General features: G+C 38.1%; 14 protein-coding genes. 8 read left to right on the top strand and 6 right to left on the bottom strand.

All coding sequences use genetic code 11. The features are described from left to right. Window positions 1-61 precede the first annotated feature (61 nt). Window positions 62-952, top strand: a complete 891-nt coding sequence (locus HME7025_RS09865; protein ID WP_226998209.1) for a sugar phosphate isomerase/epimerase family protein — start codon at window positions 62-64, stop codon at window positions 950-952. Between the two features lie 16 nt (window positions 953-968). On the opposite strand, the gene HME7025_RS09860 is transcribed toward HME7025_RS09865, so the two are convergent. The 4 genes from HME7025_RS09860 to HME7025_RS09845 form a co-directional block, all read right to left on the bottom strand. Further along, on the bottom strand, window positions 969-2,900 hold the full coding sequence (locus HME7025_RS09860; RefSeq protein WP_109323470.1) for an amylosucrase: 1,932 nt from the start codon (window positions 2,898-2,900) through the stop codon (window positions 969-971). A 6-nt stretch (window positions 2,901-2,906) separates the two neighbouring features. Further along, entirely contained in the window at window positions 2,907-3,857 is a 951-nt protein-coding gene (locus HME7025_RS09855; RefSeq protein ID WP_226998208.1) for a carbohydrate kinase family protein, read from the bottom strand. Further along, window positions 3,854-5,170 carry an MFS transporter gene (locus HME7025_RS09850; protein ID WP_109323468.1) on the bottom strand — a complete coding sequence of 439 codons (1,317 nt, stop codon included), beginning with the start codon at window positions 5,168-5,170 and terminating at the stop codon, window positions 3,854-3,856. The genes HME7025_RS09855 and HME7025_RS09850 overlap by 4 nt, the downstream gene beginning before the upstream one ends. Before the next feature lie 78 nt (window positions 5,171-5,248). After that, window positions 5,249-5,965, bottom strand: a complete 717-nt coding sequence (locus HME7025_RS09845) for an SDR family oxidoreductase (protein WP_109323467.1) — start codon at window positions 5,963-5,965, stop codon at window positions 5,249-5,251. Window positions 5,966-6,128: 163 nt separating this feature from the next. Here HME7025_RS09845 and HME7025_RS09840 point away from each other — a divergent pair, with 163 nt between their 5' ends. The 4 genes from HME7025_RS09840 (at window position 6,129) to HME7025_RS09825 (ending at window position 8,946) form a co-directional block, all read left to right on the top strand. Then, window positions 6,129-6,863 (top strand): dioxygenase family protein, encoded by a 735-nt coding sequence (locus HME7025_RS09840; RefSeq protein WP_109323466.1) that lies wholly within the window; start codon window positions 6,129-6,131, stop codon window positions 6,861-6,863. Window positions 6,864-6,972: 109 nt separating this feature from the next. Further along, window positions 6,973-7,401, top strand: a complete 429-nt coding sequence (locus tag HME7025_RS09835; RefSeq protein WP_109323465.1) for a CBS domain-containing protein — start codon at window positions 6,973-6,975, stop codon at window positions 7,399-7,401. A gap of 33 nt (window positions 7,402-7,434) precedes the next feature. Then, complete coding sequence (locus HME7025_RS09830) at window positions 7,435-8,268, top strand: diacylglycerol/lipid kinase family protein (protein WP_154401959.1); 834 nt, start codon at window positions 7,435-7,437, stop codon at window positions 8,266-8,268. Between the two features lie 63 nt (window positions 8,269-8,331). Beyond that, window positions 8,332-8,946, top strand: a complete 615-nt coding sequence (locus HME7025_RS09825) for a low molecular weight phosphatase family protein (RefSeq protein WP_109323463.1) — start codon at window positions 8,332-8,334, stop codon at window positions 8,944-8,946. Here the strand turns inward: HME7025_RS09825 and HME7025_RS09820 are convergent. Then, complete coding sequence (locus tag HME7025_RS09820; protein ID WP_109323462.1) at window positions 8,927-9,352, bottom strand: YybH family protein; 426 nt, start codon at window positions 9,350-9,352, stop codon at window positions 8,927-8,929. The two genes, HME7025_RS09825 and HME7025_RS09820, sit on opposite strands and share 20 nt — an antisense overlap. Window positions 9,353-9,519: 167 nt before the next feature. On the opposite strand from HME7025_RS09820, the gene HME7025_RS09815 reads away from it, so the two are divergent. Further along, the gene (locus tag HME7025_RS09815; protein WP_226998207.1) at window positions 9,520-12,372 is read left to right on the top strand and encodes a PQQ-dependent sugar dehydrogenase; all 2,853 of its coding nucleotides are present in this window, start codon (window positions 9,520-9,522) and stop codon (window positions 12,370-12,372) included. Between the two features lie 126 nt (window positions 12,373-12,498). Then, window positions 12,499-13,845 carry a glycoside hydrolase family 88/105 protein gene (locus HME7025_RS09810; RefSeq protein WP_226998206.1) on the top strand — a complete coding sequence of 449 codons (1,347 nt, stop codon included), beginning with the start codon at window positions 12,499-12,501 and terminating at the stop codon, window positions 13,843-13,845. A gap of 38 nt (window positions 13,846-13,883) precedes the next feature. Here HME7025_RS09810 and HME7025_RS09805 read toward each other — a convergent pair whose 3' ends face one another. Further along, entirely contained in the window at window positions 13,884-14,849 is a 966-nt protein-coding gene (locus HME7025_RS09805) for a phytanoyl-CoA dioxygenase family protein (RefSeq protein WP_226998205.1), read from the bottom strand. A 131-nt stretch (window positions 14,850-14,980) separates the two neighbouring features. Here HME7025_RS09805 and HME7025_RS09800 point away from each other — a divergent pair, with 131 nt between their 5' ends. Further along, on the top strand, window positions 14,981-15,826 hold the full coding sequence (locus HME7025_RS09800) for a helix-turn-helix transcriptional regulator (protein ID WP_109323461.1): 846 nt from the start codon (window positions 14,981-14,983) through the stop codon (window positions 15,824-15,826). Window positions 15,827-15,833 lie beyond the last annotated feature (7 nt).

Genomic DNA, 15,833 nt, shown 5'->3' with positions numbered 1-15,833 from the left:
GAAATAAATTTTATTGTATCAAAACAATACATTATACTTGTGCCAATAAAACCCGAAAATCATGAAAAGAAGACAGTTTATTCAGCAATCAAGTTCCTTGCTAGCATCCTCTATATTTTTATCCAGAACAGCTACTTGGGAAAGTATGTTGACAACTAAACCTTTGGGACTTCAATTGTTTACCTTGTTTAACATCATTGATCAGGACGTACCTGGAAATCTGAAGAAAGTAGCTGATTTGGGAATAAAAGAGCTAGAGTCTGCTTTTAGTTTCAAGCCTATGTTTTATGGTTATACGGGTAAGGAATTTAAATCATTGACCAATAACTTGGGATTGAACTGGGTTTCTCATCACGTTATGGGAGCACCATTGAAACCTCGTCCGGGTTTTGATGCTAGTAAAATGCCTAAGTTTTTAACATTGAAAACTGATGCTAGCCAAATTGTCGATAATGTAGCTGAGGCTGGAATTAAATATTTAGTTTGTGCTAACATCCCAATTGAATCGAAATCAGAAGTTTCTGAGGCGGTAGATACATTAGGTAAATCAGCAGAATTAGCTAAGAAAGCCGGACTTACTTTTTGTTACCATAACCACGATGCTGAGTTTAAATTAATCGATGGACAGCGGGCATTTGATGTTTTTTCGAGTCAAATTTCTTCTGACTTAATGAAATTTGAATTGGATTTAGGCTGGGCTACTAAAGCTGGAGAGAATATTGTTGAGTTATTCAAAAAACAACCAGGTCGTTTCCCTCTTTGCCATATCAAAGACTTTGATACAGATTTCAAAAATATAGTACCTGTAGGTCAAGGAATCGTGAATTACGTGCCAATCTTTAAGGCAGCATCCATTGGAGGCTTGCAACATTACTTCCTAGAGCATGATATGCCTAAAGATGCATTTGAAAGCATCCGTTTAGGTAAAAGTGCTTTGGACAAAATTTTATAAAATACCTAAAAATCCCCTAAGAATCCGCCAAGATATAAAACTGGTACGGTTGAAAACTTAAACTGCCTTTCTCTAGTGAAACTTGTTTCTTAGACCAAAGGCAGTTTTTATTTTGCTTATTCGGTTCTATGGCATGCACAGGGATTGTTTGTTCCAAAGAGGAGAAATTAAATAGGAAATAGACACGCTCACTCCCAATATATCGTACATATCCTACTATGGATTTGTTGGAGCAAGGAAGCCATTCTAAATTTTTTAAATCGGCGACTACCTTTAGCTTTTTACGCAAGGAGATTAATTCCTTCAAGGAAGTATAGACTTTATTTTCTTCCGTTCCTTTTTTCTTAACCCGTTTATTTTTTTCCCAATCAATGACAGGTCGGTGCATCCAACGGTTATCATAGCTTTTGCCTGGGTCTTGGAGATAAGAATAGTCGTTGGTATATGCGGCTTCATCTCCATAAAATAACATAGGAATTCCACCCAAAAATAGGCAATGGGCCTCCATCAATAGAATTTTTTGAATGGATTCATCAATCCATTTCGAATCTTTAGCTTTTAAAGCTTTTTCTAAGCCACATAATGATGCCAAGGAACCTGATATTCGGGCATCTTGTGTTTTGGGATTAATGGCAAATAACGCTCCCGATGCGGGGGAATCTTCCTGTAGACCTCCGTAATAGTTTTTTAAATAGTATCGATGTAAATAGGGAGTGAACCCAACATTCGCAATCATGTAGTCGTCATATCCAAGTCCAATATCATCATGACAGCGAGTATAGGTAATCCAAGAGCTTCCTAATGGCTTTTTTGCTAGTTCATGTTGAGCCTCTAGCATAATTCTTGTATCACCCGTTGCTAAAGCATCCCATTGTAGTGCCATGTGTGTTGCATTATAGGCAAAATCGCATTCATGAGTTGCATAGCGGTCTTTTCCAAAGTATTCCATGATTTGTGCAGGTGCCACAATGGCTTCACCCAAAATGGCCATACCTGGAGTGGATACTTCAGTACATAATTTTATTAATTGTAGTAATTGGTGAGCCTCGGGAAGATTTTGGCAGCTAGTACCCATTTGTTTCCAAATGAAGGCAGGGGCATCAATACGAACAATATCTACACCTAAATTGCCATAAAAAAGTAAGTTGTCCAGCATTTCTATCAAGACTTTAGGATTACTGTAATTCAAATCCCATTGATATTGATGAAATACTGTCATGACCCATTTTTGAACGGATTCTTGAAAAGTGAAACTGCCTGGAGAACTTTCTGGAAAAATCTCAGGCATCGTTTCTTCCATTTGATCTGGTATGGACCTATCGTCGTAGAAGTAATAATAGTCTTGAAATTCTTTGCTTCCTTCTTTTGCTTTTTTGGCCCACTCATGGTGGTGCGATGTATGATTGAGTACAATATCAATCATGAGGTACATATCTTTCTCTAATAAATGGGCTTGAAGTTTTCTTAAATCCTCAATAGTACCCAGTTTATTTTCTATTACTCGAAAGTCTTCTACGGCATAACCACCATCACTTTCACCTTCAGGGCTTTTAAACAGCGGCATCAAATGCAGTAAGTTGACTCCTAAGTCTTCTAAATAGGGTAATTTACTTTCTAAACCTTCTAAATTTCCAGCAAATCGATCCACATAGAGGCTCATGCCGGTTAATTCATTACTTAAAAACCATTTCCCTTTTTTCTCTTTGACTTCATCTCTATTTTTCAATGCCTGGCTTCTTTGTAGATGGGCTTGAAATAGGACTTGGATCAATTGTCCAAACATGTCTTTTGCTTGAGGTAAATGGCCATAAATGCCTGCAAACAAGACATGTATATCATCTATATTGGCGATCAATCGATGTAGGAAATATTGATCTTGCGTCGATTTACTTAATTTTTTCGACTGACTAACGGAATCTATGAAGGGTTGTAATGTAGGATTATACACGTTTACTTAGTTAAAAATAGCTGAATTTAAATGACGGAAAGCCTCCATAGCTCCCATGTATTCGCAAGTACGCGCCCCTGCTTTATTGGCATTTTGAATGATTTTTGTCCATTCATCAATACTCAATTGAATCAGGTCTTTGGAAGGATATTGATCTAATTGATATAGCACTGCACCTACAAATGCATCTCCAGCACCTGTAGTATCTGTTGGTTGGATCGGTATACTAGATATAGTTATTGTTTTACCAGTCAAACCCAACAGCGTTCCTTCTTTGCCTAAAGTAATAGCAAATATTCCAGGGCATATTTGGAGTAATTTTTCGGTAGCTTCAGTTAATGAAGATGTGCGCGTAATCAACATAGCTTCTTCATCACTCAGTTTGACGAAGTCGGCCTGTTGAAGAAATAGTAATGACTGTTCTATGAAACTATCTTGTTTATCGCCAAATAATAGATGCCTATAATTTGGGTCAAAACTGATAATCTTCCCCGTTGCTTTAGCTTCTTTCAATAAATAATAATATGCCTCTTTCAGTTCTCCTTCTAAAAATGCAGTAGCCGATCCAAAGTGTATAATATGTTGTTGGCTTAAGTCAATCAACTTAATTTCTTCGATATTTAACTGGGCATCAGCTCCTCGATTGAATACAAATTCCCGCTCTCCATCCAGCATTAATGATACAAATGCGAAGGTTGTAAAATAGTTCTTGTCTAAATGAATGTGTTGGGTATTCACACCAAAGCTATCCATGACTTCTTGTAGTTGTTTACCAAATGGATCATTTCCTACTTTGGCACTTAGGTATACTTCACCCCCCAATGCTGCAATAGCAGCAGCCACGTTGGTTGGCGCACCACCCGGTTTTTTTAGAAAATTTTCACCAGCCGATAAGGTAGATCCTTTATCGGTACATATCATATCTATCAGGGCTTCTCCGATACAAAGTACACTCATGATTGGGGTATTTTAGATTCATTAGTAGGTATAAATGCTGTGGCAATAGCGGCTACAGCCAACAATGCTCCCGCAAAGGAAATAGCATTCCTTGGGTCGGAACCCAATATGTTTTTAAAGATAGCCCCAAAACTTAATGTTTGAACGATCATTGGGATGACAATCATCATGTTGATGATGCCCATGTAAACCCCATAACGTTCTTTGGGTAAACTTTCTACTACTAACAAGTAAGGGACTCCCATCATGCTGGCCCAAGCCACACCAAAACCTATCATAGGAGCAAACAGTAAATACTTATCATGAATGGTGGGTAAAATAAGTAAGGATATCGTAGCAGCTAAAAGGCAAACAATATGCACCCATTTGGGTCCAAATTTTTTGGCCAGACCCACTAAGAAAAAAGCAGATAAAAAGGTGATGACATTATAAAAGCCATTAACTAATCCTGTCCATGCTGCAGCTTCTTCATACAGCTGGATATTTTCTTCGGAACTTGTATTCCATACGGAACGAGCAATGCTCAAGGGTACATATTGCCAATAAATGAATAAAGCATACCATTGGAATAAATAAACTAACGCTAGTTGCCACATGACACGTGGCATATCACCAATAGCCTCAAATATTTCAAAAAACGGATCTAAGAAATTACGTTTTTGAGCACGCATGTGAATTAACTCTTCGTCGGAAGGAGGAATCTCTGGAGTTTTTACAACGGACCATAATACAGAGGTAATAGAACAAAAGCTACCTACAAAAAATGAACCATATACCCAGTAAGGGATCCCCACTTCACTTTGGCCTTTGATGAAACTTTGAAAAATAAACAAGGAAACATTAGCTAAGGTAATTCCCAAACCTGTGAAAAAACTCTGAGTAAGGAAACCTGTAGCCAATTGCTCACTCGGTAATTTATCAGCAATAAATGCCCGATAAGGCTCCATGGCCGTATTATTGGCGGCATCTAATATCCACAATAATCCAGCAGCCATCCATAAACTTCGACTAAATGGAAAGGCAAATAGACATAGGCTGCATGCAATAGCACCAATTAAAAAGAATGGTTTTCTTCGGCCATATTTCGGATGCCAGGTTTTATCACTTAAGGCTCCAATGATGGGTTGAATGAGTAAACCAGTAACGGGTCCAGCTAGAAATAAGAGAGGAAGGTCACCTTCATGTGCTCCTAAAAAGCTGTAAAGTGGCCCAACGGCCGTTTGTTGTAATCCAAAACTGTATTGAATTCCAAAGAATCCAACATTCATATTAATGATCTGCTGGAAGCTTAAAGTAGGTTTTATTAGGGGCATAATGTATTTATTGCAAAAATAAATATAAATAATACCATTTATAAAACCTGCTTTTTTGAGGAAATAATTGAATAAATTTTAATATTCTTGCGACAAAGGGTGAACCATTAACTCATCGATTACTACATGTGGCGGTTGATTCATGATAAAATAGATACTGTCAGCCATATTTTCACAAGTCAACCAGGCATGATGGCTAGAATCGCCTTGCGGTTCTGGATGAAACATGGTATCTACTAAGCCAGAATATACAGTAGAAACTTTTATTCCATCTTTTCTAACTTCTTTTCGAAGCGCTTCTGTAAATGCGTGTTGAGCATATTTGGAGGAACAATACAAGGATCCGCCATCAAATACTCGTTTGGCAACATCGGACGCAATGGAAATAATATGACCTTTTTTAGCCGTTTTCATGGTAGCCAAAACAGCTTTCGAGAAAAGAAATGTACCCTTGACATTCGTATTATATATTTGATCCCAATTTTCAACGGTATAACTTTCTGTAGGCCCAAAAACACCTGATCCTGCGTTGTTAATCAGGAAATCAATTCCTTGAAAAGTGTGTGCTGTTTTTTCTACAGCATAATTCACAAAGCTTTCATCGGCTACATCACCTACAAAATATAAGGGGCGATGTCCAATCTCGGCAATAGCCTCTGATAAGTCTTTTAATTCTCCCTTACTTCGAGCAATAAGACTTAATTGGAAATTATGTTCTGCTAGTAATAAGGCCAGAGCTTTTCCTATTCCTTTGGAAGCCCCAGTTATGATAGCTACGGGAGGTTTTTGTGACATGTTTCTATTTTTTTTCTAAGATAAGGATTTGAGCTGATATGGATATCGACAAAATGATAGATTTCGACTTTTTGTTTTCCATATTGACCGATTGTTGCCAATATTCTAGGTGTCTATTGAGTAATTTGACTAGTAGTTCTACACACCCTAAATTGATAATACATTGAAAAGGAAAGATTTTTTATTAAAAGCAGGTGCTTCCGTATTGATGGGGCCAGTTGCCATGGTAGCATGTAAATCAGATGAAACGCTTAGCCCATCTAGTAGCTCAAGTTCCAGTAGCAGTTCTTCTTCTAGTAGTTCATCGAGCACTTGTAAAGTAGGGGACACCGAAACGGATGGTCCTTATCCATTGTACAATAAGCGAGATGCTTCCATTACCCATGCAGATATTACGGAAGGGAAGACTGGTTTGCCTTTGAATATGGTTATTGCTGTTAAAAATGTGAGTGCTAATTGTGCTTTATTGCCCAATGCCCGCGTGGATGTTTGGCATTGTGATAAGGATGGTTACTATTCTGGCTATACGAATACAGGTTATCTAGGTACCCAAGATAATACTGCCAAAACATTTTGTCGAGGAATAGCTACAACGGATGCGAATGGGATAGCTAAATTCACTACGATCTATCCAGGTTGGTACCAAGGTCGTGTGACTCACGTTCACGCTCAAATTTATGTGAATAACGTATTGAAATTGACAACACAAATTGCTTTTCCTGAGGATATCAATACTGCTGTTTACAATACGGATTTATATAAGGCACATGGTCAAAACTCCACAAAAAACACAACTGATTCCATTATTAAGGACTCTTTGTCGAATGAATTAGCTAGTGTAACTGCCAATGCATCAGGTGGATATGATTTGAATCATACGATTTTTATAGCCGTTTAATTTGCCCTATGAATGAAAAGAGGCTTCGGCCTCTTTTTTTTATGTCCAAAGCTTTTTGTTTGTAATATTTTTGTTTTAACTTGAATTATTCCAACACAAAATTAAAGCTATGAAAAAAGTTAATGACATTTTATCGCAAAGAAAGAGGGATACCATCACTGTAGGACCTGACACACATGTGATTGAGGCATTAAAAATAATGCAAGACCAAAACATTGGTTCAGTGGTTGTGATGGAAGGAAACCAGTATTTGGGGATTATGACAGAAAGGGATTACGCTCGGAAGGTTATCCTTTTAGGAAAAAGTTCAATTGACGCCTCGGTCAAGGAAATTATGTCCACCGATTTGCCTCATATCAATCGAGAAACTACCTTGGAAATGTGTATGATTATCGTGTCGGAAAAAAACATTCGGTATTTGCCTGTGTTAGAAAATGGTCATTTTGTAGGAATCATTTCTGTCAATGATTTAATTACAGCTACTATTCAGGATCATTTGGATACGATAGAGCATCTAAAAAATTACATTCAGATGTAAGACTTGGGTTTGGAGGTTCAACATATCGCATTCTTGATAAATCCATTTTGTTCTAAAAGAACAAAGCTTTATGCCCATTGGGTAGAAGATCAAACTAAACTACATGCTAAAGGTGCTTTAAAACTGACCATGTTTTTTAAGGATTGGCCAAGCAGCTTACAAGCTTTTAGCCAAGTATGGGTATTGGGAGGAGACGGGACCTACAATTTCTTTGCTAATGCCTATCCGAACTGTCAAATTCCTGTTGCCTTTTTTAAAGGAGGAACAGGAAATGATTTTTATTGGAAATTATATGGCAATGTAACTCGAGAGGAACATCTGGGAATAATTTTGAGAGCGAAAAGCCAAGCTGTTGATGCAGGAATGTGTAATGGACAATTGTTTTTAAATGGAGTGGGCATGGGTTTAGAAGGAGAGGTGTTGAAGTCCATGAATGCCATTCGTGCCATTGGAGGGTTAATCGGTTATTTTTTGGCTGCTATTCCTCAATTATTTCTTTTTAAATCATTCCGAATCCGAATGTGTTTAGAAACGGAATGGATTGAGCGTCAAGTTTTTTTATGCATGGTGTTTAATTCTTCCAGAGCTGGAGGAGGCTTTCATTTTGTGCCCCATGCATCCATCTGGGATAATCAATTGGATGTTTTACTTTGTGAACCTTTGTCGATATTTAAACGGATTTGGTATCTGCCTAAGATCCAGCAAGGTAAGCATGAGCATATTTCATTCTTGCATTTTCAGCAAGCCAAGCAAATCACGATACAGGCAGATCGGGAATTGAAAGCTCAAATCGACGGAGAATTAATCGTTTCAGAAAAGTTTGAATTTCATGTATTGCCCTCTCATTTCATGGTGATTGTTCCTTAAATTTTCATTACACTTTTTGAAATAGTTTATTTATCGTAATATTGCGATATAATTTAATTTAACATGTATTCCAATTTAGAAGCAAAAATTCAAGAGATTAGACAGAGGCCCATTTCCTTAGATCGGAAAGAACAGATCGAAATGTTAGTGACTTATATGAAAGACAACTTACAACAAGGAAAACCTTTACGATTGAATTTCATTTGTACGCACAATTCTAGAAGAAGTCAATTGTCTCAGATTTGGGCGCAAACGGCCGCTGACTATTTTAATATTCCTTTGCAATCCTATTCTGGTGGAGTAGAAGAAACAGCCTTCAATGAGCGTGCAGTCGCTTCATTGCAACGATTCGGATTTCAAGTTAATAAGCGAGGACATGCCAACCCAGTCTATTTTGTTTTTCATACTGAGGATAGTCGACCTATGATCGCATTTTCCAAAATCTATGATAATCCCATCAATCCTCATCAGCAATTTGCTGCTGTGATGACCTGCTCACATGCTGATGAAAATTGCCCATTTATACCAGGTGCTTCAGCTAGGATACCCTTGCGATATGAGGACCCTAAAGCATTTGATGATAGCCCAGAAGAGGCATTTCAATACGATGAACGGTCTGCACAAATAGGTTCAGAGTTGTTTTATGCCTTTGAGAGACTTAGCTTGTATGGTCTCTGAAAATAAGCCACTTGCCCTTGACTTTTTTCAAAAGTAAGGTAAAATGGCCTCCTACATCTCCTAGTTTTGGTCTTGCCAAATGCCATTTGCCAATAACCCATGCGGTTTTGGAGGCTGTAACGTCTACTTCAATGATATCAAAGGTCAATTGCCCCATGGCCTCTTGATTAGGGTAGCTTTTAAGATATCGAGCTAAGGTGGCATCCCATCCTTGGGTTATTCCGTTTTTACCAATGAATTTTAAATCCTCGGAATGGTTATAGTAAGCCATAAAACCTGGAATATCTCCTTGATTCCAAAGTTTGTTTTGTTTGGCTAATAAGTTGCGAATACTTGATTCGTCCGAATTTGCTTGGGCAATGGCGCTGAATGAAATCAAAAAAAGTAGGCTTATTCTAGTAATCATTTGAATCTGTTTTTTTGAAAATTAGGAAATTTCTAGGATTTAAGCCTGATTTTTAAAGCTATTTAAGGCTTTGTCGACAAATAGTGCGCATTGGTAGCAAAAGCAAAGGTGCATTTTTTTCATTCGACTTATTGTATCATTTTTGTAAAATGAACAACCTTACACATATGAAACACTTTACATTGGGCAGGTTAACGCGCCTTTTAATGCTCTCTTGCGTTTCCCTTTGGTCATTCCAAGGAAATGCACAGGCTCCAGATGAAAATCGATTTGTCAAGTCTGTATTAAATGAAAAATTAGATGAACCCATGGAAATGGATTTTTTACCTGATGGTCGCATCTTATTTGTAGAAAGAAAAGGGGATGTAAAACAATACAATCCTAGTACCAAAGAAACCAAGGTTATTGGACACATTGTTGTCAATACAAAATATAAGAATCGCGTGGGTGTGGTTCGTGAAGCGGAAGAAGGCTTGATGGGGATTGCAGTTGATCCTAATTTTAAAGTGAACCATTGGTTGTATTTATATTATGCTCATCCAACAGAGAGTAAGCACATTTTGGTGCGTATGGAGTTGAAAGGAGAGGAATTGTTGATTGATCAGCAAAAAGTAATGCTTGAAGTTCCTACACAAAGAGAGGAATGCTGCCATACAGGTGGAGGCATGGCTTTTGATAAATCAGGAAATTTATTCTTGACAGTTGGTAATAACACAAGTAATAGTAATTCAGATGGTTATGCTCCGATTGATGAGCGTGCTGGTCAAGCTTATTGGGATGATCAACGTGGAGCCGCAAATACCAACAATTTGTTAGGTAAGATTTTGCGTATTCATCCTGAAAAAGATGGTTCATATACCATTCCAAAAGGAAATTTATTTCCAGTAGGTACACCTAAAACTCGCCCTGAGATTTATACAATGGGACATCGTAACCCATGGAGAGTAAGTGTGGATTCTAAAACAGGTTATATCTATTGGGGCGAAGTTGGTCCTGATGCTTCAGTGGACTCTGACAGAGGACCACGCGGTTATGATGAATTTAATCAAGCTAAAGGCCCAGGATTTTTTGGTTGGCCATATTTTATTGGAGACAACAAAGCATACGCAGATTATAATTTCGAGAATTCGGCAGTAGGTCCTCGTTTTAATCCAGCTAAGCCATTGAATGAATCGCCGAATAACGACGGGTTAAAGGAATTGCCAGCTGCTCAAAAAGCATTTATTTGGTATCCATATGGTACTTCAGAAGAATTCCCATTGGTTGGTGCTTCTGGTAGAAGTGCAACGGGTGGTCCAGTTTATCACCGTTCTGATTTCCCAAGCACCGCAAAACGCGCATTCCCTTCATATTATGAGGGCAAATGGTTGATCGTGGAATTTATGCGTGGTTGGATTATGTCAGTTACTTTAGACGAAAACGGAAACTATAAATCCATGGAGCGTTTCTTGCCAAACCAAAGTTTTGGTAGTGCGATTGACATGAAATTTAGTCCAGATGGAGATTTATATGTATTAGAATATGGTTCTGCTTGGTTCCGCGGAAATGATAACGCTAGATTAGTGAAAGTTGAGTACCAAGGCGGAAACAGAAAACCAGCAGTGGAAGTAAGCGCTGGTAAATTAAGTGGATCTTTACCATTCAAAACCAAGTTATCTGCTGAAGGAACGAAGGACTATGATGGAGATAAATTAAGCTATACTTGGACAGTAAAAAAACAAGGTAAAGTAGTAAAAACATTATCAGGCGAATCTCCAGAATTGACATTAAGTCAAGTTGGTAAATACCAGGTAGTATTGAAAGCTACTGATCCTAAAGGCTTGAGTAATACTGCTTCATTGGAAGTACAAGTAGGTAATGAATCACCTAATGTGGATATCGTTGTTCCAAATGGTAATAAATCATTCTATTTCCCTGGTAAAAAATTAGCTTATCAGATTCAAGTTGAAGATAAAGAAGATGGTGTATTAGGAAAAGGTATTGCTCCTGAATCAGTAGCAGCTACTATCGACTACATTGCTTCTGGATATGATCCTATTGAAATGTCTCAAAGTCATCGTAAAGCTGATAGCGATTTGTTTGCATCTGTTGGCTTGAAATTGATTAATCAAAGTGATTGTAAATCATGCCACCTTCCGAATGTACGTTCTGTTGGACCAAGCTACCAAGAAGTGGCAGCTAAATACAAAGGACAAAACGTAGTAGATCAATTATCTGCGAAAGTTATCTCTGGTGGAATGGGAGTTTGGGGAGAGCATGCGATGAGCGCCCACCCACAAATTTCTAAAGCAGATGCTAAATCCATGGTGAATTATATTCTTAGTTTAGGTGATAAAAAAGCTAATAATAACATTCCATTGGCGGGTGAAATTGATGCGGTTGTTCCTAAGGAGCAAGTAGGAAGCAAAGGAGTATTTGTGGTTCGTGCTACTTACTTAGATAAGGGGAATAATAAAATTGCCCCAGCGCAATCGGAGAAATGGTTATTATTACGTCATCCTGCTTTAGATCCAGAGAAGGCCGATTTACGTTTTGGAATTCAACAATTGATAACTCCTGCACGTGCAACGAACATGGTTGGACAAAATCCTTACATTGCATACAAGCAATTGGATTTGACAGGAATTAAATCCATGGATATCAGTGCCTCTGCTCAAGCCCGTACAAATGCCACAGGTGGAGTAATTGAAATTCGTTTGGATTCTCCAACTGGAACTTTAATTGGTAAAACGACTCCGATCGCTGTTTCACAAGCTACCGGATTTGGTCCTCCTCCAGCTGCTGCTAATACTCAGCAAAAAGGCGCACCATTAGGAACACCAACTACTGCTCCAGCTCCAGCGGCAGGTGCACCTGCAGGTCAAGCTGGTGGACAAAGAAGAATGGGTGGTCCAGCTCCTATTAAAGTAGATATTCAAGCCGTAAATGGTACACATGATGTCTATTTTGTTGCTGTCAACCCACAAACTGCACCACAACAAATTGTTGTTCAGATTTCAGGAATTGAAGTGAAGCAATAAGCTTACAATAAATGCCTAATAAAGGAGTTTTCTATACGTTCAAAGCGCAAGAAAACTCCTTTTTTTATGACTTAATGCGTAGATTTGTGAGCACTTTGTCTTTATTTATTGTGTAAAAATTTGAATATGAAAAAAACCATCTTGATTTGGGGAATGACCATTTCCTCCATCATTCCTAGCTTTGCTCAAAAAAACATTACAGCTGCTTCAGATGCGAATGCTCCTTTGCATGCGCTTCAACCTGATTATCCAACCCCATACGTTGTTCCTAATGAAGCTCAAATCAAAGCTACGGTAGATAAGGTTTATACCTATTTGGAAAAGGCAACTCCTGCTAATTTGATACATAAAGCTTCAGGTGAAGCATGGAATCCTTATCAAATTTATTCAGATCAATTAGTTTTTGCTAAAGGTGATTTCAGACCCGTTTCTTACGAGTTTGGGGTAACTTACAGTGGCATGTTGGCCTTAGAAAAGGTTAGTGGGGATGCCAAATACAAGGAGTATGTATTCAAGCGATTGAAATTTATTTTAGAGACTTTACCCAAGGCCTATCAATATACCCAACAAAATCCCACTAAATCTCATGTGTTGAGTGGTTTAATTAATCCAAAAGCATTGGATGATATTGGAGCTATGTCCATGGCTTTTTTAAAAGCTAAACGCGCTGGATTTGATGGGGATGATTCTTTGATTACTCAAAAGTCGTTGAATTTTATTTTAAAGGAGGAGCATCGTTTACCAGATAAGACTTTGGCTCGTATGCGTCCGCTACCCAATACCATTTGGTTAGATGATTTATATATGGCCATTCCTGCCTTATTGCAATTGGGTAAGGACTCTGTTAATGTCAATTGCTTTAATGAAGCAGCATTTCAATTTGAATCTTATCAAAAGAGAATGTTTAATCCTAGTTTGGGCTTGTTTATGCATGGCTATCTCGAAGGTTCTGAGGAGCATCCAGAATTCCATTGGGCTAGAGCTAATGGCTGGGCATTGTTAACCAATGCAGAATTATTAGAGCATTTACCTGCTAATCATCCTGCTCGACCAGCGATGTTAATTCAATTGAAAAAGCATTTGAAAGGACTGTTAGCACATCAAGATGGAACGGGCTTTTGGCATCAACTAATTGATCGGAATGATTCCTATCTTGAAACTTCAGCTACAGCTATTTATACCTATGTATTGGCTAAAGGAATCAACCAAGGGTGGCTAGATCCAAGAACTTATGGACCTGCTGCTATTTTGGGTTGGCAAGCTGTTGCTTCTAAAGTTAATGCACAAGGTCAAGTAGATGGAACTTGCGTAGGTACTGGCCTTGGCTGGGACCCTGCTTTTTATTTTAACAGACCTATTTCTCCCTTTGCAGCCCATGGTTACGGCCCCGTTTTGCTAGCAGGAGCTGCCATGTGGGAAATGATGAAAAATCATCCTTTTGAGCTCAAAGATTCAGCTATTCATTTGCGGTAGATTAGATGCTTCATATCCGATGCACGCATCGGATATACCTAAGCCAAACCTAGTAATTTTTTTCCCAGTTCGTTTAATTCAGCCACAGGCTGTGTCTTTTCTTTTCCTCTTGGATCACCAGGGAAAGCATAACCTTCTGGTGCAATTTTATTATTCCAGGAGTTAATCCTCCAATCCAATAAGGATTGATTTTCAGGCTCTGCTGGCATCATGGAAATATATTGAGCGACTCTAACTTTGTCCTGAGTTAAATTAGGTCTTATACCATGGGCCAATAAACTATTAAAAATAAGTAAATCTCCAGCTTCCATTTTAATTTTTGTCAGTTCGAATCCAGTTGTGTCGGGTTTAAATCGATCACGATCTTCGGGTTGACTTAATTTCCAAGTATCATAGGTACGGTATAGTTCAGGAATGCATTGAAAGCCTCCCATATTTTCGTCTGTTTGATCTACTAAAGCCAATACTCCTTGTACATTCACTGGTTTGGTTTCTGGATCATAATCCCAATGAATGAATCCTTTGAATGGTCTATCTGGCTGAATGGGAAAATTGAGATTACATCGATCTATCGTTACCCATAAATCCTCGGTTCCCCAAACATCCACAAAAGCATCGTACACACGTTGACTTTGTCGATTTGCCCATAGCAGTGGGTGATTGTACATTTCTACCATGCCTGAACCTATTAATTCCTTCATTTGCATATCAGCTCTGGGTGGAGTATACCATGTGCTTTTGTCATTTGGGTCTTTTTCTTCAAACTCCCAGATTGCTTGTGCCGTAAGAGCGGCCTGATCTTTAGAAATAGCATTTTTGACAATAATATAGCCTACTTGCTTCCAAAAATTGAATTCCTTTTGGCTTAAAGCACGTAGGGATTTTCCCGATTTTCCATCATTCAATTGACTGATACTGCTTTTGGCAAGAGAAGGGTTTCCAGGGATGTCTAAGTGAGCATTCATGGTAGTCATGGAGGTCTTGTTTGGAGATTTTGTTTGCATGTTTTGATTGAATTTTGAATGATGCAAGTTAGTATTTGGCAATAGCTAGTTTTAGGATTGAATTAACCAATATTGTAACAATATTGACATTTATTAACTAGTATTGGAATTCAATTGTCAATTTGATTAAAATGAAGATTCAATTTGAAGCCATACAAATAAAAGAAGAAAGTTCATTTCGAATTTTGCAAACACCTCATTTACAGGATTTTTATTTATGGCATTCCCACCCAGAATATGAATTGTTGTACATTGAAGCTGAGGCTGGTCCAAGGAGAGTTGGTGATCATGTGAGTCAATACCAGCAAAGAGATTTAGTGTTTATAGGTCCGCATATTCCTCATTTGAATTTTGATTATGGCTTAAAAGTGCCCTATCGTAAAATTGTGGTGCAGATGAAAGAGGACTTTTTAGGAAGAACTTGGTCAGAGGTTCCTGAATTGCATGCTATCAAGGAATTATTTGAAAGAGCTAAAACGGGGATTGTTTTTGAAGGAGCCAGGAAAGAAGAAATTGGTCAGCGATTGATGGCTTTACCTGATAGATCGCATTTTGATCAGTTTATGGAGATTTTGTCGATATTTCAAGTGTTAGCTAAGGAAATGAAATCCATTTATTTGAATGAAATGGCCACTTGGGAAAATCCTTCGGTTCGAGATCAGCAACGCTGGCAAATTGTTAAGGAATGGGTTGAAAATCATTTTATGGAGGCAATTACTTTACAGGAAATAGCCGAGAAATGTCATTTATCGAGGGAAGCGTTTTGTCGATATTTTAAATCAAAAACCCAATTGACCTTTAGTAATTATGTCAATCAATACCGTATTACTCAGGCTAAGAAAATGCTGATGCAGGATGTTAGTATTGGAGATATAGCATTTGCCTGCGGTTTTGAATCGCTGTCGTATTTTACGAAAATCTTTACTCGTACCATAGGCGAGAGTCCGAATCAATATAGGAAAAGAATTCTAAAATAGGTTTAAA

The sequence above is a fragment of the Aquirufa nivalisilvae genome (assembly GCF_003143535.1).
Classification (GTDB): domain Bacteria; phylum Bacteroidota; class Bacteroidia; order Cytophagales; family Spirosomataceae; genus Aquirufa; species Aquirufa nivalisilvae.
Note: the sequence above shows the minus strand (reverse complement) of the source record. Positions and strands in the feature narration are given on the sequence as shown.

What these genes read in the sequence shown, in the direction of transcription:
- HME7025_RS09865 (WP_226998209.1), top strand. Translation starts at nt 62, where the DNA reads ATGAAAAGAAGACAGTTTATTCAGCAATCAAGTTCCTTGCTAGCATCC.
- HME7025_RS09855 (WP_226998208.1), bottom strand. Translation starts at nt 3,857, where the DNA reads ATGAGTGTACTTTGTATCGGAGAAGCCCTGATAGATATGATATGTACC.
- HME7025_RS09850 (WP_109323468.1), bottom strand. Translation starts at nt 5,170, where the DNA reads ATGCCCCTAATAAAACCTACTTTAAGCTTCCAGCAGATCATTAATATG.
- HME7025_RS09845 (WP_109323467.1), bottom strand. Translation starts at nt 5,965, where the DNA reads ATGTCACAAAAACCTCCCGTAGCTATCATAACTGGGGCTTCCAAAGGA.
- HME7025_RS09835 (WP_109323465.1), top strand. Translation starts at nt 6,973, where the DNA reads ATGAAAAAAGTTAATGACATTTTATCGCAAAGAAAGAGGGATACCATC.
- HME7025_RS09825 (WP_109323463.1), top strand. Translation starts at nt 8,332, where the DNA reads ATGTATTCCAATTTAGAAGCAAAAATTCAAGAGATTAGACAGAGGCCC.
- HME7025_RS09820 (WP_109323462.1), bottom strand. Translation starts at nt 9,352, where the DNA reads ATGATTACTAGAATAAGCCTACTTTTTTTGATTTCATTCAGCGCCATT.
- HME7025_RS09815 (WP_226998207.1), top strand. Translation starts at nt 9,520, where the DNA reads ATGAAACACTTTACATTGGGCAGGTTAACGCGCCTTTTAATGCTCTCT.
- HME7025_RS09810 (WP_226998206.1), top strand. Translation starts at nt 12,499, where the DNA reads ATGAAAAAAACCATCTTGATTTGGGGAATGACCATTTCCTCCATCATT.
- HME7025_RS09805 (WP_226998205.1), bottom strand. Translation starts at nt 14,849, where the DNA reads ATGCAAACAAAATCTCCAAACAAGACCTCCATGACTACCATGAATGCT.
- HME7025_RS09800 (WP_109323461.1), top strand. Translation starts at nt 14,981, where the DNA reads ATGAAGATTCAATTTGAAGCCATACAAATAAAAGAAGAAAGTTCATTT.